Annotated in this window: 20 protein-coding genes; 11 read left to right on the top strand and 9 right to left on the bottom strand. The window is 40.7% G+C overall.

The genetic code is table 11. The features are described from left to right. Nucleotides 1–17 precede the first annotated feature (17 nt). Entirely contained in the window at nt 18–1,805 is a 1,788-nt protein-coding gene (gene aspS, locus H6G86_RS29890) for an aspartate--tRNA ligase (protein ID WP_190937347.1), read from the bottom strand. A 446-nt stretch (nt 1,806–2,251) separates the two neighbouring features. On the opposite strand from aspS, the gene H6G86_RS29885 reads away from it, so the two are divergent. Together H6G86_RS29885 and H6G86_RS29880 are read left to right on the top strand one after the other, a co-directional pair. After that, nucleotides 2,252–2,515, top strand: a complete 264-nt coding sequence (locus H6G86_RS29885) for a Txe/YoeB family addiction module toxin (RefSeq protein ID WP_190937346.1) — start codon at nt 2,252–2,254, stop codon at nt 2,513–2,515. A 167-nt stretch (nt 2,516–2,682) separates the two neighbouring features. Next, complete coding sequence (locus H6G86_RS29880) at nt 2,683–4,839, top strand: pentapeptide repeat-containing protein (protein WP_190937345.1); 2,157 nt, start codon at nt 2,683–2,685, stop codon at nt 4,837–4,839. Nucleotides 4,840–5,027: 188 nt separating this feature from the next. On the opposite strand, the gene H6G86_RS29875 is transcribed toward H6G86_RS29880, so the two are convergent. Next, nucleotides 5,028–5,243 carry a hypothetical protein gene (locus tag H6G86_RS29875; protein WP_190937344.1) on the bottom strand — a complete coding sequence of 72 codons (216 nt, stop codon included), beginning with the start codon at nt 5,241–5,243 and terminating at the stop codon, nt 5,028–5,030. On the opposite strand from H6G86_RS29875, the gene crtD reads away from it, so the two are divergent. The 3 genes from crtD (at nt 5,243) to H6G86_RS29860 (ending at nt 8,607) form a co-directional block, all read left to right on the top strand. Then, nucleotides 5,243–6,757 carry a C-3',4' desaturase CrtD gene (gene crtD / locus H6G86_RS29870; RefSeq protein ID WP_190937343.1) on the top strand — a complete coding sequence of 505 codons (1,515 nt, stop codon included), beginning with the start codon at nt 5,243–5,245 and terminating at the stop codon, nt 6,755–6,757. The two genes, H6G86_RS29875 and crtD, sit on opposite strands and share 1 nt — an antisense overlap. Before the next feature lie 118 nt (nt 6,758–6,875). Next, complete coding sequence (locus tag H6G86_RS29865; protein WP_190937342.1) at nt 6,876–7,982, top strand: saccharopine dehydrogenase family protein; 1,107 nt, start codon at nt 6,876–6,878, stop codon at nt 7,980–7,982. A gap of 235 nt (nt 7,983–8,217) precedes the next feature. After that, nucleotides 8,218–8,607, top strand: a complete 390-nt coding sequence (locus H6G86_RS29860) for a hypothetical protein (protein WP_190937341.1) — start codon at nt 8,218–8,220, stop codon at nt 8,605–8,607. A 144-nt stretch (nt 8,608–8,751) separates the two neighbouring features. Here the strand turns inward: H6G86_RS29860 and H6G86_RS29855 are convergent, their stop codons facing one another. Continuing rightward, nucleotides 8,752–10,050: a cation:proton antiporter gene (locus H6G86_RS29855; protein ID WP_190937340.1), complete on the bottom strand. Its 1,299-nt coding sequence runs from the start codon at nt 10,048–10,050 to the stop codon at nt 8,752–8,754. 622 nt (nt 10,051–10,672) lie between these two features. On the opposite strand from H6G86_RS29855, the gene H6G86_RS29850 reads away from it, so the two are divergent. Continuing rightward, entirely contained in the window at nt 10,673–10,942 is a 270-nt protein-coding gene (locus H6G86_RS29850) for a hypothetical protein (RefSeq protein ID WP_012409476.1), read from the top strand. A gap of 318 nt (nt 10,943–11,260) precedes the next feature. Here the strand turns inward: H6G86_RS29850 and H6G86_RS29845 are convergent, their stop codons facing one another. Both H6G86_RS29845 and H6G86_RS29840 read right to left on the bottom strand, forming a co-directional pair. Beyond that, nucleotides 11,261–12,400, bottom strand: a complete 1,140-nt coding sequence (locus H6G86_RS29845) for a glycosyltransferase family 4 protein (RefSeq protein ID WP_190937339.1) — start codon at nt 12,398–12,400, stop codon at nt 11,261–11,263. Between the two features lie 75 nt (nt 12,401–12,475). Continuing rightward, nucleotides 12,476–13,645: a glycosyltransferase family 4 protein gene (locus tag H6G86_RS29840; protein WP_190937338.1), complete on the bottom strand. Its 1,170-nt coding sequence runs from the start codon at nt 13,643–13,645 to the stop codon at nt 12,476–12,478. Between the two features lie 500 nt (nt 13,646–14,145). Between H6G86_RS29840 and H6G86_RS29835 the strand changes: the two genes are divergently transcribed. Next, nucleotides 14,146–16,443: an NHL repeat-containing protein gene (locus tag H6G86_RS29835; RefSeq protein ID WP_190937337.1), complete on the top strand. Its 2,298-nt coding sequence runs from the start codon at nt 14,146–14,148 to the stop codon at nt 16,441–16,443. A 45-nt stretch (nt 16,444–16,488) separates the two neighbouring features. Here the strand turns inward: H6G86_RS29835 and H6G86_RS29830 are convergent, their stop codons facing one another. Beyond that, entirely contained in the window at nt 16,489–17,385 is an 897-nt protein-coding gene (locus tag H6G86_RS29830) for an aspartoacylase (RefSeq protein ID WP_190937336.1), read from the bottom strand. Between the two features lie 170 nt (nt 17,386–17,555). On the opposite strand from H6G86_RS29830, the gene H6G86_RS29825 reads away from it, so the two are divergent. Continuing rightward, nucleotides 17,556–18,725, top strand: a complete 1,170-nt coding sequence (locus tag H6G86_RS29825) for a n-acyl-d-glucosamine 2-epimerase (RefSeq protein ID WP_190937335.1) — start codon at nt 17,556–17,558, stop codon at nt 18,723–18,725. A gap of 134 nt (nt 18,726–18,859) precedes the next feature. Here H6G86_RS29825 and H6G86_RS29820 read toward each other — a convergent pair whose 3' ends face one another. Beyond that, nucleotides 18,860–19,213 carry a Spx/MgsR family RNA polymerase-binding regulatory protein gene (locus H6G86_RS29820; protein WP_190937334.1) on the bottom strand — a complete coding sequence of 118 codons (354 nt, stop codon included), beginning with the start codon at nt 19,211–19,213 and terminating at the stop codon, nt 18,860–18,862. A 331-nt stretch (nt 19,214–19,544) separates the two neighbouring features. Here H6G86_RS29820 and H6G86_RS29815 point away from each other — a divergent pair, with 331 nt between their 5' ends. Then, on the top strand, nt 19,545–19,727 hold the full coding sequence (locus H6G86_RS29815) for a hypothetical protein (RefSeq protein ID WP_041565423.1): 183 nt from the start codon (nt 19,545–19,547) through the stop codon (nt 19,725–19,727). A gap of 136 nt (nt 19,728–19,863) precedes the next feature. Here the strand turns inward: H6G86_RS29815 and H6G86_RS29810 are convergent, their stop codons facing one another. Continuing rightward, on the bottom strand, nt 19,864–20,289 hold the full coding sequence (locus H6G86_RS29810) for a hypothetical protein (protein WP_190937333.1): 426 nt from the start codon (nt 20,287–20,289) through the stop codon (nt 19,864–19,866). 151 nt (nt 20,290–20,440) lie between these two features. Between H6G86_RS29810 and H6G86_RS29805 the strand changes: the two genes are divergently transcribed. After that, complete coding sequence (locus H6G86_RS29805; protein ID WP_190937332.1) at nt 20,441–20,710, top strand: hypothetical protein; 270 nt, start codon at nt 20,441–20,443, stop codon at nt 20,708–20,710. A 260-nt stretch (nt 20,711–20,970) separates the two neighbouring features. Further along, nucleotides 20,971–22,254: a phosphoribosylamine--glycine ligase gene (gene purD, locus H6G86_RS29800; RefSeq protein WP_190937331.1), complete on the top strand. Its 1,284-nt coding sequence runs from the start codon at nt 20,971–20,973 to the stop codon at nt 22,252–22,254. 272 nt (nt 22,255–22,526) lie between these two features. Here the strand turns inward: purD and H6G86_RS29795 are convergent. Continuing rightward, a partial coding sequence (locus H6G86_RS29795) for a hypothetical protein (protein ID WP_206758452.1) occupies nt 22,527–23,854 on the bottom strand: 1,328 nt, incomplete at its 5' end.

Raw genomic sequence — 23,854 nt, 5'->3', positions numbered from 1 at the left:
ACCCCCCTTGCACTTTGTTAAGCTTTTGGTTTATGAGTCGAAGCAACGTGCAATTCTTTCAACTGTTTAGCATCTACACTCGAAGGTGCATCTGTTAACAAACAACGTGCTTGTTGTGTCTTCGGAAAAGCAATAACATCTCGAATGGATTCTTCCCCAGCTAGCAACATTACCAAACGATCTAAACCGTAGGCGATGCCACCATGCGGCGGTGTACCATATTCAAATGCTTCTAAGAGAAAGCCAAATTTACTTTGTGCTTCTTCAGGAGATAAACCAATTGCTTCAAACACCTGCTGTTGAATTTCTCGCTGATAAATCCGTAGACTTCCACCGCCAACTTCCACGCCGTTGAGTACTAAGTCGTAAGCTTGGGCGCGTGCAGTTTTTAAGTCGCTTAAATCATCAGGATGGGGTGCTGTGAATGGGTGGTGTAGTGCTTCTAGACGTTTTTCGTCCGCATTCCACTCGAACATTGGGAAATCTGTAATCCACAGCAAGTTGATTTTTTCTGGATCGATTAAGTTAAATTCTCTAGCGATCGCTTGCCGTAATCTATCTAAAGTTTTATTAACTGTAGCAGCATCACCAGCCCCAAACAAGAGCAAATGTCCAGCTTTAGCACCTGTACGGCGTAAAATTTCTTGTTTTTGTGCTTCGCTTAGGTTATCTTTAATCGCGCCAATGGTATCAATTTCGCCATCATCTCTGACACGGATATAAGCTAAACCTTTAGCACCGACTTCGCTGGCTTCTTTAAATAAGTCACCACCTGGTTTAATGCGGACATTAGAAATTACATCGTTACCGTTGGGAATGGGGAGGATTTTAACGATACCGCCATTAGTAACAGTATCCCGAAAGACTTTGAAACCAGAATCTTTGACAATATCTGAGACATCAACTAATTCCAAACCATAGCGGGTATCTGGTTTATCACTACCGTAACGTTCCATCCCCTCAGCGTAAGTCAGACGGGGGAAGGGACGCTGTAACTCGATGCCTTTAACTGTTTTGAAGATATGGCAAACTAAGTTCTCGTTTAGTTCGATAATTTCTTCTTGGGACATGAAGCTCATTTCCATGTCCAACTGGGTAAATTCCGGTTGTCTGTCGGCGCGTAAATCTTCGTCACGAAAGCAACGGGCAATCTGATAATATCTATCCAAGCCGGATACCATCAGCAATTGTTTAAATAGCTGGGGTGATTGCGGCAAAGCATACCACTCACCAGGATTGACGCGACTGGGTAGAACATAATCCCGCGCCCCTTCTGGGGTAGAACGGGTAAGTATTGGGGTTTCGACTTCGATAAAACCTTCCAAATCTTCCAGATAACGCCGCATGGCTTTGACAATTTGATGACGCAGTTGCAAATTTTGCGCCATGCGTTCGCGTCGCAAATCCAAATAACGATATTTCAGCCGCAAATCTTCCCGCACTGTCTCGGTGTCAGCTACAGAAACTTGGAAAGGTAACTGTTTGCGGACAGCATTGAGGAGTTCAATTTTATCAGCGTAGATTTCTACCTCGCCTGTGGGGATGCGGGTATTCAGCGATTCTTCGGGACGTTGTGTTACCCTACCAGTGATTTCGACAACATATTCATTTCGCAGGGCGTTCGCATGTTCGTAGGAATCTGGGGTGCGTTGCGGATCGCTGACGATTTGGACAATTCCAGTGCGATCGCGTAAATCTAAAAATATCACACCACCGTGATCGCGGCGACGGTCTACCCATCCGTAAAAGGTAACTGTTTCTCCAATATGTTCTTTTCGGAGTTCGCCGCAATAATGAGTTCGCATAAGTGTTAATTATTGTTTCCTGGGCTAGATTGGGAAGAAAATGTCAAAGCCTTCCCATTATCTAGCATCAATAGTAATTGTAGTAGTTCTGGTGCAATAAAAAATGGAATAATCTCACACTATATATATAAGAGAAGTCATAATACCGGAAGGCTGGGTTTTCCATACACAGCCAGGTAAAAAACTATGGCACAGACAGCAGCAATTACCAGCTTAATGGATGCCTAGAAAGGATTTGGTTTAGTCCAAATTAAGGACGAGCAGTTTGTCTCACACCGATCTGAGGGATTAACTGAAATTACTGAAGCTGAAAAACTCCCTAGATGTACTGCGACGCAGATATGTATATCATCGGGCTGAAGCTGATTTGTTGGCAAGGACAGTGATGTTGTTGGTTGTGTCTCTCTTGCTAGCGATCGCAGGATCTTACGATCTTCCCTTTAAAATTGCCGCCGAGTCATCAGTTTACCAAGCGATCGCAAAAAGATGCAAAGAATCTTGCTGCATCTGGACTCAAGCATAAAGCAGAAGAACTTCTGGCAATTTTGGAGCAAAATCTCTATGAGAATCCTCCTGCCTACGAAAAGTTAAAAGGAGATTTACAAGGGGCATATTCTCGGAGAATTAACATCCAGCATCGGCTTGTATATGAAGTGCTAGAAGAAGAGCGAGTTGTGAAAGTTTTAAGTATGTGGACTCATTACGAGTAATATTGATGAAAATTTCACAAAATCGGGAATATTGCACAGCAAAGTCGTATAAAATCTCAGTAACACTAGTTCTCTAAGATCCGTTTCCGGATTCAACCCCCCAAACCCAGATTTAATCTAATTTTCTCAATTACGAATTACGAATTACGAATTACGAATTAGTGATTATGCCGCCAGACTACTCCGGTCAAAATCTCCGAGGTCGCTCTTTTAAAAGTCAAAACCTGACAGGGGCAAACTTTAGCAAGGCGGATATTCGAGGGGCAAATTTTACTAATGCTATTCTCAAAGATGCTGACTTCAGAGGTACTAAAGCTGGACTACAAAAATATTGGGTAATTAGTTGGATAGTAGGTTTATTTATTGTTGCATTTCTATCATTATTTACCTGTGCTACAACTAATGGTTCGACTTGGTGGCGTTTGGGTAATGAAGCATTTGAACAAAATGCTTTCCTTTTCGGTATAGCTATGATTGTAATGTTATCAGTCTTTATTTTAATCACTATTTGGAAAGGACTGACATTATCTTTAGTAACTATCATATTGACCTTGATAGTTTTGATATTTCCAGCTGCAATTAGCTCTATACTGAATTTAAATGAATATCAAGTACTTCGTCGCTGGATACAAGCTCTGATTTTAGCTGTACTTGTTGCAATCTTTATATCTGGAATAGTCGCCCTAACCTTAGTATTATCTAAAATTTTTGTCAATAAATTGACTGGAATTGTTATATTAGGTTTCTTATCTGGTGGAATAACTGGGTCTATAACCAGACTTTTGATTCGAGATGGATGGAAGTATTTATCTTCTGAACCAATATGGTCTTGGAATTGGGCTTGGGTAGATTTAATTTGGGCTTGCTTTTGGAATTTGATTTTAGTACTCTTAGGTAGCTACATAGGATGCCGGGCTTTAGCTGAAAATAGAAAACCTAATTTGATTTTTTCAGTTGCGATCGCCTTTGCTGCAACAGGTGGTACAAGTTTTCGTAATGCTGATTTAACTGATACTAATTTTACTGGTGCAATTCTAAGAAATACGGATTTTAGAAAGGCGAATCTAACACGCACTCGTTTTTATGAAGCTAAAAAATTGGACTTTGCTAGAGTAGACCACCCGATATTAGCTAACCGAGGTGTTCTCAATTTGTTAGTAACCGGCAATGGTAGAGGAAAATTCTATGCTGGTGCGAACTTAAAAGGCGCAAATCTCATCGGCGCAGATTTAAAAGAAGCAAATCTAAAAAATGCTGATATTACAGAAGCCACCTTCCAAGGCGCTTGTTTAGATTGGGCAAATCTAACTCTAGCTCAAGCTGTAGGTACTAACTTCACAAGCGCTCAAATGACTGGTGCTTGTTTGGAAGCGTGGAATATTGAAAGTACAACCAAATTAGATAATGTAGATTGTCGTTTTATCTATCTTCTCGAAAACCCAAAGCCTGAAACCGATGACCGCGAACGCCGTCCCAGTGGTGGCAATTTTCAACCAGGAGAATTTACTAAGCTGTTTCAAGAAGTCTTAAATACTGTCGATTTAATTTTCCGCAATGGCATTGATTGGAAAGCTTTTGTTAACGCTTTCCAAAAAGTGCAAGATCAAAATGAAGACACAGAATTAGCCCTACAGAGTATTGAAAATAAAGGCGATGGGGTTGTTGTCGTTAAGGTTGGTGTAACTGATGGTGCTGATAAAGAAAAGATCCATAGCGACTTTACGCAAAATTATCAACTAGCACTGCAAGCTGTAGAAGAAAAATATAAAGCACAATTACAAGCTAAAGATAATGAAATAATTATCTATCGCCAACAAAGCGGAGAGATGGCAGAGATTGTAAAATTATTAGCGAATAAGCCGATTAATGTTCAAGTTGACAATAAAGTTGAGAATAAAAATATGACTAACAGCAATGATGCCAGCCGTACAATTGAAATTGGCAGTGTTGGCAGAGACTTTAATGCTAGTGGACAAGCTTTAAATTTAGGTGATATTAGTGGTACGGTAACAAATACCATCAACGAGTTACCAGCGTCTCCCGAAGCTGAGAAACCGGGAATTAAGGAATTATTGACGCAATTGCAAGCAGCAATTGAGGCTGATACAAATTTACCTCAAGAAGATAAAGCTGAGGCATTAGAACAGGTGAAAGCCTTAGCAGAAGCCGGGAAAAATCCTCAAGAGGGAGCGATGCAAAAGGCGGCGAAAACAGCTATCAAGATTTTGAAAGGGACAATTTCTAGTTTACCTAGTGCCACAAAATTGGTTGAACAGTGCAGCAATCTGTTACCACTAATTTCAAATTTTTTAGGTTTAGGGTAGCGTGTCAAATTAATACCCGGCGAATGGAATAGTGCCTCCGGCAAGCTACGCGAATGCGGCTACACAAACGAAGCCCGCCTTCACGGACTAAAATAAAATTAAGGTTTTTTATTTAACCCGCGTATTTTGTCTGTTTAGACACGGTTCATAACCCAATACGCTTCGGTTAAGGTTTTTTGATGAAAATTTTAGATCGCAACGACGTGATAAATCGCCGTCAAGACGAAAGACTGATTATTGTAGAGACGGCGATTCATCGCGTCTTCCTGTCTTAACCGAACAGTATTAGTTTCTAACGGACTTTTTAGCTTTTTAGCCGCGATCGCACCCTCCACCAAATTCCACTCAGAGAGTAAGATAAAATTATAAGTAGAAGTATTAAGAATTTTAAAGAAACTAATCAATGTCCAGCATTACTCTTGACAAAAGTAACTCTCATGTCGTCGTTATCGGTGCAGGAATAGGTGGACTGACTGCTGGAGCATTATTAGCTCATAGAGGTTACAGTGTCTTAGTTTTGGATCAGGCCCTCGTACCAGGAGGCTGTGCTTCCACGTTTAAACGGCAGGGATTTACCTTTGATGTGGGCGCAACTCAGGTGGCGGGGTTGGAACCAGGAGGAATTCACCACCGCATTTTCTTAGAATTAGAAATAGATTTGCCGCCAGCAACGCCTTGTGACCCTGCTTGTGCGGTCTATTTACCTGGGGAAAGCACACCGATTAATGTTTGGCGCGACCAAGAGAAATGGCAAGAGGAACGACAAAGACAGTTTCCCGGTAGCGAACCGTTTTGGCAATTGATGGCAACTTTGTTTGATGCCAGTTGGGAATTTCAAGGACGCGATCCGGTGCTACCACCACGTAATTTATGGGATTTGTGGCAGCTAACGCAAGCGGTGCGTCCCAGTACATTAATTACCGTTCCTTTCACTTTGTTTACGGTAGGAGATGCTTTACGGTTATGTGGATTGGGAAATGAACAGCGATTGAGGACTTTTTTAGATTTGCAATTAAAGCTATACTCCCAGGTGGATGCAGACGAGACAGCGTTACTTTATGCCGCCACAGCGTTGAGTGTATCCCAACTGCCCCAAGGATTGTTTCATCTCCAGGGAAGTATGCAAGTATTAAGCGATCGCTTGGTACAATCCTTAGAAAGAGATGGCGGCAAGTTATTAATGCGCCACACTGTAGAAGAAATCAAAGTAGAAAACGGCAAAGCTACTGCTGTAGTCATTAGAAATCAGAAAACTGGCGAAGTCTGGACAGAAGCCGCCGACCACATAGTTAGCAATGTCACCGTGCAAAACTTGGTGCAGTTATTGGGAGAACAAGCGCCATCTGGATATAAAAACCGGGTGGAAAAACTACCCCAAGCATCGGGCGCGTTTGTGGTGTATTTGGGTGTAGATGCCAGCGCGATTCCGCCTGGGTGTCCTCCCCATCTGCAATTTTTGTATGATGTCAATGGCCCCATTGGCGAGAATAATTCCCTATTTGTTTCTGTCAGTCATCCTGGAGACGGCCGCGCACCAGAAGGGAAAGCGACAATTATTGCTTCTTCATTTGTCGATCCTGCACAGTGGTGGCAGACTGAAGATTATGAAGGACTAAAAGAAAAGTTTACCCAAGAAGCGATCGCTCGTCTTGCCCAATACTTCTATCTCAAACCAGAAACGATTATTCATCAAGAAGCCGCAACACCGCGCACCTTTGCCCATTTTACAGCCCGCGATCGCGGTATAGTTGGCGGCATCGGTCAAAGGATTCCCACCTTTGGCCCCTTTGGGTTCGCCAATCGGACACCTATCCAGCATTTGTGGTTAGTTGGTGATTCCACCCATCCCGGCGAAGGTACGGCTGGGGTGAGTTATTCGGCGCTGACAGTAGTTAGGCAAATTGAGGCGCAAATGTAAAGGCGCATATCTATGCTACTTTACATAAGTCCGTGAAATGCTATAAATCATACTTATAACCGATGGCAAACAGGACGCAAAACTGATGAAATAAGGTTAGTGTTGCGAATCTGGAGTAATGACAGACAGAATTTTAATTCTTGGTGGACGGGGGCGGATTGGTAGCAGTGTTGCTCAGGATCTCGCTAACCATACGCAGGCTCAAATTACAATTACCGGACGTTCTGCGGAGTTTGGGAAGGCTGTTAGCTTGTCTTCAGGAGGACAAGTGCAGTTTTTGGTATTGGACTTGGCAGAAGTTGACAAGTTGCGAGATGCGATCGCAAACTCTAACTTAGTCATCCATTGTGCTGGCCCATTTCACTATCGAGATACTAATGTTCTCGAAACCTGTATTGCTAAAGGCGTTAATTATGTAGATGTCAGCGACCATCGTTCTTATACCAGCAAAGCTCTCCATTTTAGTGAAAAAGCTGCTGCTGCTGGTGTGACGGCAATTATTAATACTGGCATTTTTCCTGGTATTTCTAATAGTATGGTGCGTCAAGGTGTTGAAGAATTTGATAAACCAGAAAAGATCCATCTAAGTTATTTAGTTTCGGGTTCTGGTGGTGCTGGCATTACAGTCATGCGGACAACTTTTCTTGGGTTGCAGTATCCTTTTGAGGCTTGGATAGATGGAAAGTGGGAAATAATCAAGCCTTATAGTGAAAGAGAAATAGTTGAGTTTCCACCTCCATATCGACGCACCGGAGTTTACTGGTTTGATATGCCAGAAACCTTTACATTGCCCAAAGCTTTCCCATCAGTAAAAACTGTAATTACTAAGTTTGGCTCTGTTCCCGATTTTTACAATCACCTAACTTGGATTGCGGCACATATTTTTCCCAAATGGTTAATGCAGCGTCGTTACATGATTGAATTTCTATCTCATGTCAGCCATTCGATGACAGATTTCACTAATAATTTTAGTGGAATTGGGGTAGCAGTTCGTTCAGAAGTGACAGGGCAAAAAGATGGTAAAACTGCCGTTTATTGTTCAACGGTAGTGCATGAGAACACAGCGATAGCTTCGGGTTGTGGCACAGGTAGTATTGCTCAATTGTTACTAGAAGGAAAACTCAATAAACCAGGTGTTTTTGCTGTGGAAGAAGCACTCCCAACAGATTTATTTGAAGAAGTAATGCAAAGCCGAGGAATTAAAATTAATCACAGTTGGTTATAAGACAATAAGCTTGGATTAAGCAAAGCGCAACCCAACAAAAGCCCGGAAATGTTGGGTTTCGTTCCTCAGCTCCTAAAAGCTTCAGATAGGTTTAACTGAACTATAGGTAAAAATTAATATACCCTGCGATAGAAGGAAGAACTGTACCTAAACGCTTAGGATGCCTGTGAGTCTTAAATATTGAATGTATTTATACATGACCAAGGCTCATTAGGAAAACTAGGAGTATTATTCCATGCAAAAAATTCGATTAACTTTAAAAAAAGCGTTACGCTCAAGATTTTTGGTTGTTTGCTTGATGGTTTCTATCAGCTTATCAGGTTCATTTCTATTCGTTCAGCAAGCTAGTTATGCAACTACTCTTGAAGAATTAAAGCTAATACCTCCACAGTTTAAACCAAATTCTGAAGAAAAAATTAATCGTGCTAACGAATACGACCCAGGTGTTGGTATTCAAGAAGAAGAAAGACAAAAAGCTTATGAGCAAGCGATAAAAGATTCAAAGAATCTTAATACTATAGAAAAAACTTACGAAAGAAATTTGAAGGCAGAACAAGAACAAAATTCCCCAGAAACTTTTGGTGAAAAAGCGAAAGAAGTTATTGACAAGGTGACAGGTAAATAGAGAATATAGACCTAAGCATTAACCCTTACCTAGTAGATTTGGTGAGTAACATTAAAAGCCTCTATACGGTTTGGAATCATAGGTTTATCAAATTAAATTGTAGGATGTGTTATCACTGGATCGTAACGCACCCTACAAATTTTTTTATTCAAATTCATCAATTGTATCGGGAGGAGTGGTCTTTCTCCGATTAGCAAAGTTGCGCTCATACCACTTCATTAATGGAGTTGCACTAATGCCATGAATAATCACAGAAGCGACAATAGTGGTGTAAGTTATCCAAGCAATTTGTTCGGCAGTTTCACCTTTTAAGCCATTACCAAAAGCATAGGCGAGATAATATAAAGAGCCAACACCACGAATGCCAAACCATCCAAATAACCAACGAGTTTCTGCATGAAAGGTTCGGCGGCGTGAGTCTAAAGGGCGTTTACCAATAGTGCTAATCCAAACTCCTAAAGGTCTGATTATCAAGAATAACAAAATTATTACTAGCAAAGATTGCATAGCATAATTGAGTATTGGCTTTAGCAACAATATTGAACCCAATAGTAAAATTGTTCCAACTTCTAGCAGCTTTTCAACTTGCTCAATAAATTCCAATTGGGCTAGTGGTTTTTCAGGATTTTTGTAACTGCGTTGGACAACTAATCCAGCCACAAATACTGCCAAAAATCCATAGCCATTCACCATTTCTGTTAAGGAATAAGTTATAAGAATTGTGCTGATAGCAATAAAATCTTCCATTAACTTATCGGCGGGACGGCGTTTTTGAATTTTATTTTCAATCCAAACTATAGATTTGGCAACAACAATCCCCATAATAATGCCAACTGCGATCGCCCAAATTAAATCAACTGCAATCCACTGTTTCAACCAGTTACCCCAGTTGTCATCTTTTAACGCATGGAGACCAAAATAAACGAAAGGGAAAGCTAAAGCATCGTTTAACCCACCTTCAGAAGTTAAACCAAATCTCAACTCATCTTGGTCATTTATATCAGTCAGTTGTACTTCTGATGCTAATACCGGATCGGTCGGTGCAAGAATTGCTCCTAATAAAATTGCTTCTCCCCAACTCATCCCTAAAAATAATTTACCCACAACAGCCAGAGCAAAAATTGAAATGGGCATCAAAAATACAATTAATCGCACCGTGATATCCCAAACCCCTAACCTTAGAGGACGGACAATTCTTAAGCCGCAACTAAACACAGAAATAATTACTACAAGTTCTGTTATTTTTTCCAGTAGTTCGGCATTAAAAACTTCATCTCGACGTAATTGAATCAGTCCAAAGGCATAAGGGCCTAGAAAAATACCAACTATTAGGTAGATAATGGCAAAAGAAAGAGGTAGGCGAGCAATCCAACCTGACCCTAATGTTACCATCAGCAGAAGTAGACCAATTACAAATAGGTCAATAATATAGATATCTACCATATAGCGATTTGTATAAAATTAAGCGTTACTTTGTAAGCTTAATTGCAATATTTTTTTATTAGCATTACCTATGGGCAGATTTTCTGGAATTAAGGATTAGAGATTTAGATGCGCCACCAAATTAGACAAAAAGGGAATAGATAAAGCAGTTTTCCCTTGCATTAAGTACAAAGCTACAATTTTTGAGGTATGAGGCGGGAGATAGAAACATTTTTATATTTGATGCGTGAGTCTTGTATTTTCTACCTCACTTACTTGCAAACTGCTGTAAGTAAGTTGGCACAATAAAATCAAACTATGTAAAGAAAAATCAACTAGGCTAAAATCCTTATACTTATTGCCTGTTGCCTTATCCCAACGACAATTATTTACACCCACTTACTTAAATTTAGCATTAGCTTTGCCCAACCTAGACATCGCACTTCGATTCTTCGCATCTGCCCTTAAAACAATGGGATGTAGCACGCGAATATGGTAGCAGCACACAGGTGTACTACTTTTTCACTCAGACATAGCTTTTTAGTACAAATATACTATAATAGATATAGCGTCCACAAAGCTTAATTAAATGCCTAACGGCTGTGTGAAAACCTTCTGGAAGATGGATTCAAGGGTTAGTTCGATGATGAAGCATTACATTCTCAACCTCAATCCGACTGCCAAACATGAATGGGATCGGTGTATTTTACGCGATCCGCTAACTGCCAAACGCCCAGACATTGCTAAACTAATTGCTGAAGCGGTTGGTGCTGATACAGGCAGTTATTTAGTGAGCGTGAATATCGAAGTTCAAGTTTTGGAGCAAGCCGCAGTCCCTCAAGCAGAACAACTCTCGCTTTCGTTTCCAGAGGTGAGTGTGCAGTCACAACCACAACTTCGGGAAGCAGCTTAATGCGATCGCTTGAAACATCTGCATAATCAATTTAGTGTAGCTAAGTTGAGAGCAAAATTAGCGTAGCTTGCCGCCGTAGGCATCGCTCAACAACTCATATTATTTAACCAGACAACGCAAGACAAGGGGCTTCCAAAAAACAAATTATCCAAAATTATTTATAGGGGATCTTGTCCAAGATCCCCTATTTCTGCCACCGTGTACTAGTAGTTCCCAAGTGAACTTGGCGGGGTAAAGGGTAAGGGGTAAGGGGGAAAGGGTTTAAATCCCTTACCCTTTCCCCAGTACTCACAAGCGTATTTTTGGGTTGGCAGACTACTAGAATTTGTGCGACAACAGTTGAGCAATTTGCTGATTAATAGTTGCAACATCAAAACGCCGACTAGCCGTAGTCCTGGCATTATTGGCTATAGTTGCAGTTATTTCCGTTTCCTGAAGACAGGTGATAATCACCTGTGCAAGTTCTTGGGGTTCTCCTGGTGTCACTAGAAAACCATTAAGTCCATGTTCTACTAATTCCATTACACCCCCAGCTTTTGCTGCAACTACAGGTTTTCCACATAGCATCGCTTCAACAATCACTCTACCAAAGGGTTCTGGAGAAGTAGAAGTATGCGCCACCAAGTTACAAGCTGCCATTAACTGGGGAATATCTGAACGAAATCCTAAAAATTTAACGCGGTTTTCTAATCCCAGATCGGCAACTTGTTGATGTAATTGTTTGACATAATCTTGTTCGCCAAACAGTGCATCCCCCACTAAAATTACTGTCACCTCTGGCGGACATTTGGCAAGAGCATCAATTAAAATATGCTGTCCTTTCCAAGGTGCAAGACGGCTAAAGTGTCCGACTACAAATTTTCCTTGCAATCCTAATTCTTGCTGTAATTGATTAATGTCAGATTCCTCAGTCTGATAAATTTTTGGATCAAAGCCGTTATAGACAACTTCGACTATATCTGAGCGTCCCCCCGCTTGCAGAAAGGCTGTTTTACTAGCTTGGGAATTAGCAATTACTAATGAGGCACAACGATTAGCTAAGTTAATAGCAATACGAAGATTAGTTTGGCTAAAATGTTCTGTGGAAAGAATATCATGTAAATGATAAACCAGAGGACGACGACTAAAAAAACTTGCTAATGCTCCGACAACTAATGCTTTCTGGGTGTTGGCATAAATTAAATCGTATTCACGCGCTTTTTTTATTACTTTAGTAATCAAAGGTGCAAGTTGTTTTAAACTCTTTAATCCTTGTGCCAAACTGCTTTCTTTGCGAACTTGAATTGTTTGAGTTGCCAGAACTTCTACTGGGATATGATTTTGCTGTAGTAAATCTTTAAATTGTCCATCTGCAAATAAACCTACTAAAGCGTTATGAGAGTATGGTTTAGCAATATCTATTAAACATAATTCTGCACCGCCGGGTTTACCACTTTGGTCTAAGAAAAAAATTTTCATAAAACTTCCTTATAATACAATACGATTCAGACGCGATTTATCGCGTCTCTACAAAGCAATTTTTGCATCTCTAATTTAATTTAATAGAACATTCCGTACTTGTTGAGCGATTTGATTCCAGTCGTAGTGTGTAGTCGCGTAATGACGACAGGATTCTCGTGAAGGTATGGGGATGTTTCCCAAAAGCACTTGTTCTAATTTTTCAGCAATAGCTGATGCTTCTATTGAAGTAGTAATTAAATCAGGTGAAAACTCTGATAAAATTTCTGGCATTCCGCCAACTGGGGTACATAAAACAGGAGTACCACAGGCTAGAGATTCGACTATTACTAATCCAAATCCTTCAAAAGATTGACTAGGCATTATAGTCAATTCAGCAGATTGATAAGCTATAGGTAATTGCTCATCAGGGAGAAAACCTAAAAATTTAACGTTGTCGTCTAATCCTAATTCTGTCGCCTGTTCTTGTAGTGCAGCTTGAATGTGACCACGACCTGCAATCGCTAGCCAAACATCTGGTATTCTGGGCTTAATTATAGCCAAAGCTTGTAATAATTTATCAACTCCCGTTCGATGTACTAAACGGCGCGATGTAAATATAATCCGACGATTATTTGGCCAGCCTAGCTGTTTACAAGCATCTTGGCGGGATAAATTTGGTTGAAACCAGTTAATATCAACACCACCAGGAATAATATTAATTTTGCTCCACGGTACTTGATATTTATCATGCAATATTTTACCAAATGCTTTGCTCAATACAATGAAGCGATCGCAGTGATTATATGTGTTTTTTTCTATTAGATGATGCTTGATTAAAAGACTGAGATTCTTATTAACTACCTCTTGCTGACTCTCAGAAGCCCAAGGTCCATGAAAATTAAAAGTAACTGGTACTCCCTTTGGTAAAATATCTAAAAGTGGAAAGCTATATAATGCAAAGTGTAGATTAATAGCATCTGGCTTGTTTGTTCTTGTTTTCTGGAAGTTACTGCGAATAGACCATAATCTTTGCCAAATAGCACTATCGGGAGAAGCCAAGTTAGTCAGCTTAATCGGCGAATTTAATTCAACCTCCGGTAGACCGACTCCGCATAATTCAACCTGGTCTTTATTGGCTGCCAATTTATGAGTTAGTTCATACATATACCTTTCTAATCCTCCGGGATTTTTGGGAAACCAGCCTAATCCCAACGTGAGAATAGATGCAGATGATGAAGCTAAATTTTCTGGTTTATTTTTCACTAATATGTCTCCTATAAATATATGAAAATAGTAGGGATGTACAACTGTAAGCCGCTACACGATGCTCCAAAGATTAATTAATAGAATTTCCACATCCACATTCGCAATAAGATTTTTATATAGAACACCAATTTATAAACTATTTATATGTCAACGTCAACAAGGGATAAAACCTTGTGTTTTTATGAACTACATAATACTGGTTGTGATATATATGATACTTACTAATTAGCAAAGGCGAATGCTAGATAGAGAGAGCCAAAAATCACTATAAATTAATAATTATAGAAATATTATGTATTAATATCTACCATTCTTGCTGATCAAACAGTAGCTATTAATACCTTCAAAAAGGTTTTATAGATATTGGCTGAAAAATTAAATAATAAAAGTATTTTTGTAAAGATACTGTAAAATCATCGCTCACTTATAATAATTATATTTTTTACTGATTTCCTAAAAAATGATTGTATATAAATAATTAAAAGCTAAAAAACTATATGATAAATAAATTAATGACGAAGTTAGGAAAACTTCGTCATAAGCTTAATCAGCACATCAAAAAATTATCTAAACTTAGATATTTACAAAAAAGTAAAACCTTCAACTTTTTACTCAGTTTGACTGTTGGAGTCATTGTTACTACCCTTGGTATTACAACAGACTGGGCAACAATAGAAACACCCACGCTTACATACAAAACATCGTGGACAAGTAATTCTTTTGACAATACAAATCTGCTGGTACAAAACAATACTGAAACACCCACGCTTACCTACAAAACATCGTGGATAGGTAACACTATTGGTAGTGGAAATCTACGGATACAAAACAATATTGAGGCAATGTATGTTTCTCCTGACGGCACAGTTTATACCAACAGCCATTGGGATGAGGCGGGAATGGAGGCAGCCATATACAAAGATGGTAAGGTTATTGGTGCTATTGGCGATACTCACGGCTGGAGTCGTGGAGGTGGTATCGCTGTAACAGCAAATAGTAAATATATTTACCTTGCCATGACTCAGGGATCGAAGGGGAAAACTGACGAAGATTACCCCCCTGAAGGTACAAGTTGGCATTGCGTTAGACGCTATGATTTGTCGGGAAAACCTGCACCGTTTCCTGAAGGGCGTGGCTGGGATAAAAGTATGTTAATTACCAGTACTAAAAGTGAAGTAACTGGATTAGCAACAGTAGAAAGCGAGTTGTATGTGAGTGATTTTGCTGCTAACCGCATTCGTGTCTATGATACAGATACGATGAAGCAAGTACGCAGTTTTACCTTTGCCAATCCGGGAGCAATAACTGTTGATCCACAAAAAAATCTGTGGATTATTCAAAGCAAAAATGGTAGTAAACCTGCCAAAATTTTACATTATTCCCAGAGTGGAAAGCAATTGCCCGAACAGATTGCAGATATCGTTGAACCAACTGCGATCGCAGTTGATCGTCAAGGTAAGCTGTTAGTGGCAGAAAATGGCCTGCGTCAGCAAATGTTGATTTATGACATCAAAGATCAGCCAGTGCAGACGGGTAGTTTTGGTTCTAAAGGTGGTATCTATACAGGAATTGCTGGTGAAGTTGGAGATTTGAAGCTTTACGGACTTACCGGAGTTGGTGCAGATGCTTCAGGTAATATTTATATCAATAGTAATGGTTTCAACAAATCAGGAACAGATTTACGGAAATTTTCGCCATCGGGAAAACTAATATGGCGATCGCTAGGATTGATATTCGTCGATAATGCAGATGCCGATCCTAAAACTGATGGTGTAGATTTATTCACCAAACAAGAACACTATCTCATGGATTACAGTAAGCCTGCTGGTAAGCAATGGACTTACAAAGCTTACACCTTAAATCCTTTCAAATATCCTCAAGATCCCCGCCTGCATACATCGCCTGATGGAACCTTTGTGCGCCGCATCCAAGGGAAGCCGTTTTTGTTCCTCACAGATATGTACAACAGCTTCCTGCAAATATATCGTTTTAATCCAGACAAAGACGGCAAAATTGCTATCCCAGCCGCAATGTTTGTCGGTAGCAATGGCGCAGACAAACCATTTATTGCCGGAAATTGGCCGCCGAATCAACCACAAAAAGGCGAATGGATCTGGCGCGATCGCAACGGTAATGGCAAATTTGAAAAGAACGAATATGACACCAGCAAAGATTATCCTTATATCGGCGGATGGTGGGTAGACAGCAAAGGAGATGTCTGGAAAGCTTTGCGAACAGAAGATGGCATTCGCCACTATCCTTTACAGGGAATAGATGCTAAAGGCAACCCCATCTACAACTATGATTCGATGGAAAAGCAAACTACTCCCAGAATATTTAACGACTTGCGGCGGATCGAATATTTCCCCGAAACAGATACTATGTATTTGTCAGGCTTTACAGTAGATCACCCCGCCTTCGGTGATGATACTGGAGTTGCTGGATCTGAAATTGCCCGTTTTGACAATTGGAGTAAAGGAAATCGTATCCCCAAGTGGCGAGTTGTGATTCCCTACGACACCACCGGCAAGCGTGAAGTGTCTACAGCAGCCATAAGTGTGGCGGGCGATCGGGTATTTGCCGTGAAAGTCAAAACCGCAGAGGTATATGTCTATAATGCCAAGACGGGAGCGCAAGTACAACAGTTAAAACCAGGCCCAGAAGTTGGCAGCGAAAGTGGCTGGATTGATATACCTTATGGTATCCGCGCATTTCGTCGTTCAAATGGTGAGTATCTGGTATTTGTGGAAGAAAACTGGAAAGGAAAAGTGATTATGTATCGGCTAGCAGGTTGAATATTTACTAGCTGATTTGCAATCTTGGTTAAAAGGGCAAAGAAATCAAACTACCTCTTGCAGCTTTTGACTGAGATACATCGCAATTCCTTTCTCGTAGTAAGCGGCTTCATTAATAAAAATAGGATAAACAGTAGACTCTCCCTCATAGAAAATATCTTTTCCTGCAAAAGTTAGAAACATTGGATCGCCTGGATTTAGAGGTTCATAGTCTCTAAACTGAAGCTGGGGATGAATCATGGCTTGAATCTCCCCACTTTGCAGCCCGCCGTAAACATCGCTTCTAGGATAATCGATAGTTTCAATATATTGATAGAGTGTAAGCTGGCTGCTTGTCTGCGGAATATTACCTTGATTGCACCCTTCAAAATAGTCTAAAATTGCATAAATAAGCTGCTCTGTTTGCTGAAATAATTCGGCATTTAAAATATTCTGAGCCACAGCACCAACTTCGATAACAAAACCCAATTCGCACAAAGAACGAAGAAAACCACCTTCTTTAGATTGCTGATTCACAAAAACCTTTACCATCGGATTGATAGAACTTAAATAAGCAGCTAACCGAAGTAAGAAAGGGTTCAGATCACAAAAAATCAGACTTAACCCCATGTTGGCAGTTGTGCTGTGCAAATCAATAATTACATCTACAAATGGCAGATTTTGCGGTTGCAGTATTTGTTGGATTGCTTTCGCGCGCGTATCTTCATAACTTGAGAGTTGAGGATTTTGTAAACCTTGATTGGTGAAGCAACGGTTTAAATCTCTGTCAATGTATCGTTTACCTTCTTCGATAGCTTTAAGATTGCCAAGTAATAGCAGAGTTTCAAAAGTTATCCTATTAATTAAATTTGGATACTGCTGAAACTTTTTGACTAGATATACTCCTGTTAACTCATTCCCGTGGTTTCCTCCAACGATCGCAACTCGTTTAATCTGGCTCATAACAACCTCACTGTCTCCCCTACGGTTATCGAGAATAGTGCAAGATACAAGATAGAAGTATAACTGTTGCTGACTAAATCTTGTAAAAGACTGACGCGATTGCTCCATGTTCGAGCCAAAATGTGATAACTGTTAAGCTGTTAGCTTTAGCACAAAAGGGGTGGAAATTTATGGAGTATAATTTTCAAACGCTCGCTGAACTTTACAAAAACGCCCTCCTCAACGACGTACTCCCATTTTGGGAAAAATATTCTCTCGATTGGCAGCAAGGTGGCTATTTCACTTGCCTAGATCGCTACGGCAAAATTTATGATACAGACAAATTCATCTGGCTGCAAAACCGCCAAGTGTGGACTTTTTCGATGCTTTATAACCAGCTAGAAAAACGCGAAAGCTGGTTAAAAATTGCCAGCAATGGCGCTAATTTTCTTGCCCAACATGGCAGAGATAGTGATGGTAACTGGTACTTTGCTCTCACCCGTGAAGGAAAACCACTGGTTGAGCCTTACAATATCTTCTCTGATTGTTTTGCAGCGATGGCATTTAGTAAATATGCACTCGCTGGGGGCGAAGAATGGGCAAAAGATGTGGCCATACAGGCTTATAACAACGTTTTACGCCGTAAAGATAACCCGAAAGGCAAATATAATAAAACCTATCCCGGCACACGCCCGATGAAATCATTGGCTGTACCAATGATTTTAGCCAACCTGACTCTAGAAATGGAATGGCTGCTACCAAAAGAAACCCTAGAGAATGTTCTAGCTGAGACTGTCAGTGAAGTGATGACCGATTTTCTCGACCCAGAACGGGGACTAATGTACGAAAATGTTGCCCCCGATGGTTCCCACATAGATTGTTTTGAGGGACGGCTGATTAACCCTGGTCACGGTATTGAAGCTATGTGGTTTATCATGGATATCGCCCACCGGAAAAACGATACCAAAACTATTAATCAAGCTGTTGATGTGGTGCTAAATATCCTAAATTTTGCTTGGGATAGCGAGTACGGCGGATTGTATTACTTTATGGATGCAGACGGTCATCCTCCACAACAATTGGAATGGGATCAAAAATTGTGGTGGGTTCACCTAGAGTCTTTGGTTGCATTAGCAATGGGCTATCGCCTGACAGGGCGTGAGGTATGTTGGGAATGGTATCAAAAGATGCACGATTATGCCTGGTCACACTTTGCCGATTCAGAGTACGGTGAGTGGTTTGGCTATCTCAATCGACGCGGGGAAGTATTGTTAAACCTCAAAGGTGGCAAATGGAAAGGATGTTTTCACGTACCGCGTGTATTATATCTTTGTTGGCAGCAGTTTGAGGCATTAAAGTAAGTTGAGCTATCTCAGCAAGTAGATTTTTCTAGCTAACCACTTAGCTAGGATTTATTGGAATTGAAAGTTTATTTGAAGTAAATGCACTTTATAATGTGTTGTGAATAAAGAGTTAAAGCCATTAGCCATCTGAATTAAAGCTTTAATTTTGTTTTAATTACTGCCTCATCTCTAAAGCCTACTAACACTGCTGTTCCATCTTTAACGAAAATTGGGCGTTTTAGCAGCATTGCATCGTTAGTAAATGCGTCAATCCACTGTTGATCAGTCCAAGTCTTCTTTTCATCTCCTAAAGCTCGATAAGACTGACCGGAGGTATTTCGCATGGAAGCAGAACCCAAAGACTTCATCCAATTTTGGATCATCTCACTGTTGGGTGGAGTTTCTTTAGTATTGATGAATTCATATTCAATGCTATTGCTTTGGAGGCACATCAGAGCTTTTTTGCAAGTGCCACAGTTGGGAATTCCATAAACTTGAATGGACATAAAGTAGTTACGCAATAATTACCATTTTTATACATCATATAATCGATGTAACCCTTATTTTAAGTTTTTTGAAAGTTTAGATTTTACTTCTTGTGGGTGCAGAGAGTTTATGAGAGTTTTGAACAGCAAGCACTACCCAGCCAAGATAAAATAAGGAAAATATATTATGGTATATGCACAATCTGTAGTTTTAATAGCATTAGTATCTCTGTATTCGTTAAGCACGTACAATTTAGGTCGGTTATTACCCACATTAGTCTGATTGTTATTAGTCAGAATGAAGTGGTGCAATAGATTGCACTGTTACCAAAGCTAAATACAGAGGTAAACTATGTTTCCTTTTTGGGGTAATCCTTGCTATGGAAGCGAACCTATTTCGCACAAAGCTAGCTTAGAGCGGAAATTAAAATTCTTGATTTGGATACGAGATGATTTAGAGTCTAAACTGGCTGGCATTAATGCTTCTATTGATACCATTCGGCAGCAAATAGAACGCTCAGACTCAGCTACTTAGAATTTAATTTTTGCAGAGATTTGTACTTCAAACGACATGCTTTAATTTTATGCTTCGATAGTTGATCGGGAGCGATGTCTACGACGGGCTACGCCTACGCCTTGCAGAAAACCTTAAAAACACGTAGAGTTTGTCATTAGACATCGCTCAAGCTGCCTTTGCCGTTAGTTACAGTTTGGGTGGGTTGAGTGACGGGAACCGTTACAACTATAGGAACTTGTGAAATAGATTTTTTACTCGTACTCCGCTTTCGGTTAGAGCCACCTGCTTTTGAATACTCCATGCTGTTTTTGCCGTAGACAGTTGCAACTGCACTAAGCATCCTTTCAGATAGTTCCGAGAGTTCTCTGTCCATCTGATTCATCGTCTTACGAGATTCCTCAAGATTAGACAGAAGCGTATTATGGGCTTCTAGTGTGGCACGAGTATTATCAATGAAGCGGGTATAAGCTTCAATTGTTAATCCGTGCCCTAAATCCAAGTTCTCATTAATGGATTTAAGCAGTGCAAGACGGCGTTGAGCTTTGTCCACAGCAGCAGAACCGCGAGTTTTTAAAGACATGGTAGATATTTCTTAAATAGTTCTATTTCAACATAGCGGAATGCCTTTCTACGTGAGATGAGTAGTTTTGTGGATTTAATTAAGAGTTAATATTGAGAGTTTCTCTGTATTTTTACTACTCCATCCACCTGTATTTGTCTGTTGTTTCGGGATGAACGCAATCATTTATGTAACAGCGTCCTCCGAAATAGCAAATGTTGTCGCCGAAATAGCAAATGTTGTCGCCGAAATAGCAAATGTTGTCGCCGAAATAGCAAATGCGATCGCTGAAATAGCAAATGCTGTCGCCAAAATAGCAAATGCTGTCGCCAAAATAGCAAATGTTGTCGCCGAAATAGCAAATGCTGTCGCCGAAATAGCAAATGCGATCGCCGAAATAGCAAATGCGATCGCCGAAATAGCAAATGCGATCACTGTATAGAATAGTGAGTGCCTTAGCGTTCCGCAGGAAAGCTATCGCTTTACAAAAAACCTCAAAAATAAAGCGATCGCTAGAATGCCCTATCTCTTCACGGCAATGGATGTATAATTACAAATCCTGAAACGTAGATAATTATTTCTCCCCTTTCCCTGCCTCTTATGGCCATGAGAGGACTTGTACAAGTGTGATAATTGGTGAAAAAATTGATCGCGAGAGCCTAATCAGGTATTCTCGTTTGCAAGGGACGCACGAGGAAATAAGTGAAAGTTTTAGTTATAGGTAATGGAGGGCGCGAACACGCTCTGGCATGGAAACTGTTGCAATCTAAGCAAATTGAGCAAGTTGTCTGTGTACCAGGGAATGGGGGAACAGCAAGTATGGAACGTTGCCAGAACTTGCCCCTAGGAGTAGATGATTTTGAAGGCATTAGCCGATATGCCCTAGAACATGGCATAACTCTAGTAGTAGTTGGGCCAGAAGTACCTCTATCTAAGGGAATCACAGATTACCTTCAAGATAAAGGATTGATGGTATTTGGCCCAGTCAGAGCGGGAGCGCAAATTGAAGCGAGTAAAGCTTGGGCAAAAGCCCTGATGCAAGAAGCAGGGATTCCGACGGCACGGGCTGCGGTATTTACGGAGGCAGGAGCAGCAAAATCTTATGTCAAGTCTCAGGGAGCGCCAATTGTCGTTAAAGCTGATGGCTTGGCAGCTGGTAAAGGTGTGATAGTAGCTGAAACAGTTGCACAGGCTGAAAGTGCTGTTGATGCAATTTTTCAGGGACAATTTGGTAGTGCTGGTGAATTTGTCGTCATTGAAGAATGTTTAATTGGGCAAGAGGTATCAGTTTTAGCATTAACCGATGGATTAACGATTCGTCCCTTGCTGCCCGCTCAAGACCATAAGCGAATTGGTGACGGCGATACAGGCGAGAATACTGGTGGTATGGGAGCATATAGCCCAGCACCCATTGCGACACCAGAGTTGATGGCACGGATTCAAACAGAAGTTTTAGAAAGAGCGATCGCCACCTTACGAGCTAAAGGCATTGATTACCGGGGTGTGCTGTATGCTGGCTTAATGATTGCACCCAATGGCGACTTGAAGGTTTTGGAATTTAACTGTCGCTTTGGCGATCCAGAAACCCAGGTGATTTTGCCATTATTAGAAACACCCCTAGAAGAGTTACTTCTAGCCTGTGTACAACAGAGGTTAAGTGAATTACCGCCCATTGCTTGGAAAAAAGGAACATCTGCCACTGTCGTTGCCGCTTCAGGTGGTTATCCCGGAGAATATGAGAAAGGTAAGGTTATTACTGGCATTAGCAACGCAGAGATAACAGGAGCAACTGTATTTCATGCAGGTACAAAATTAAACCAGCAACAAGAAGTTGTGACAGATGGGGGTCGAGTATTAAATGTGACTGGAATCGGAGAAAATTTTGAGCAAGCGATCGCCCAAGCATACTCTGGGATCAAATATATTCAGTTTGAGGGCATATATTACCGGAGAGATATCGGTCATAAAGTGGTGAGTGCGAAGTAGAAAACGAACGCTATAGTAAGCGATCGCATTGAACATATATTTGGACTTACACAAAGCTAGATGCTGTAGGGGCAATTCATGAATTGCCCTTATTGGCTATTTATTATTTGCGTAAGTCCTGGAAAGATAGTATTTTGGACTGCCTGTGCCACAGCTATTGCTGCTCGGTCGAAGGCGTGACATCGGCGGATGGAGAAACTGAAACTTTGAGTTTTCTATGGAATGCTGGGACGATCACCCTGCTTTACGGATTTAGAATTGCTCGGTTTCTTTTAATTAGGCGCTCTTACCCCATTTTGTCCCAATGCAGAATAGTCTCTGGCTGGGAAGAGGCTAGCTTGACCATTTGCATCATAATTAAATCCTTGGACAGGAACAATTTGCTTGAACGTAATCCCTTGAGCGGGAGCGGGTGATATGCTTGCGTTTCTCCCATAAGCATCTGTATAGATTACTGAATTTGCAGAATTTTCAAATGCAAGACCAGAAAAGTGAGTTTCTATTTGAGTTGTTCCTCGGAAGGGCGATCGCGGGTCGTCCCACTCGACCTTACTACCAGCAGCTAATGTTTCTTCGCAAAGTAGAGTTGTAGAAAGAGGATGTGTCGGGTCGTAACAGCTATTCACAGTCCTATTGATCTTCGTTGTGGTAGACGGATCATAAAAACGGGAAGGATTTGTGATCCTAAAGTAAAAACTTTTTCCAACAAAGCCAGTAAGCCAATATTCACTATTTCTTGTATTTACATCTGCCGTTTTTTGATCAACTGTCCCACGCTGGTAACAACCAGCAGTAGGAATGGCGCGATGGGCATCACCATAGGGTTGATTCGTAGGGGAGGGAGTAATACCAGGATTTACCGATAAGTCACACAAAGAAGTTTCAGGTTCTTTAAATTCTCCGGCAGCACCAAACAAAGCAAAATGCTTTAAATTGAAAGGCTCAAGCCCATCACATTTACCAGACACAAACATTTCATGGGCTGTATTCACTAGCGCATCCGGCGAATGTGTACCCATGTGCAGTTTTAAGCTCACGTCACAGGATTTAATTAAACTGGTGTTGCTTTCATCGAACATCTGCCAATTGTTGGCAACAAGAACCTTATGACCAAAGTGATCTTCATTTCTATGAAGAGATGGATTAGATGGATTATTAGTTGCTAGTTGCTCATTTACATAGCCAAAAGCTGGCATCCCTGCAATATTAAATGCCTCTGAACTGAGCGGATCATCGCCATGCTCGTGACCGTATGTACAATACGTATTTGTTTCAGGGTTGAAATCTACAGGTGGATGCCATGTGGGGTATACTTTGCCATCCTCGGCCTTGGTAAAATAAGTATCATGCATCCACTTGGGGCATTCCCATGTTTTGCCAGGAGACCATAGCCCATAGGATTTGGCCAGAATCTGAGAACTGGTTGGCAGTAGGTTTTGTGTTCGTATCGGTTTGCCAGAAATAGGAATAACAGGCGAACCTTGGTTTACATTATTGTTGGATTGGATTTTTTGTATCTCGTCAATTTTTTGCACTGTATCCTTTGCCCAGAAGGCAAACCAATTAAAGCGCATAGAACTGTTAGAGCCTGTAAACCTAA

The sequence above is a fragment of the Nostoc sp. FACHB-133 genome, assembly GCF_014698055.1.
Taxonomy (GTDB): Bacteria; Cyanobacteriota; Cyanobacteriia; order Cyanobacteriales; family Nostocaceae; genus Nostoc.
The sequence above is the reverse complement of the archived record's forward strand: the minus strand, read 5'-3'. Positions and strand labels throughout refer to the sequence as shown.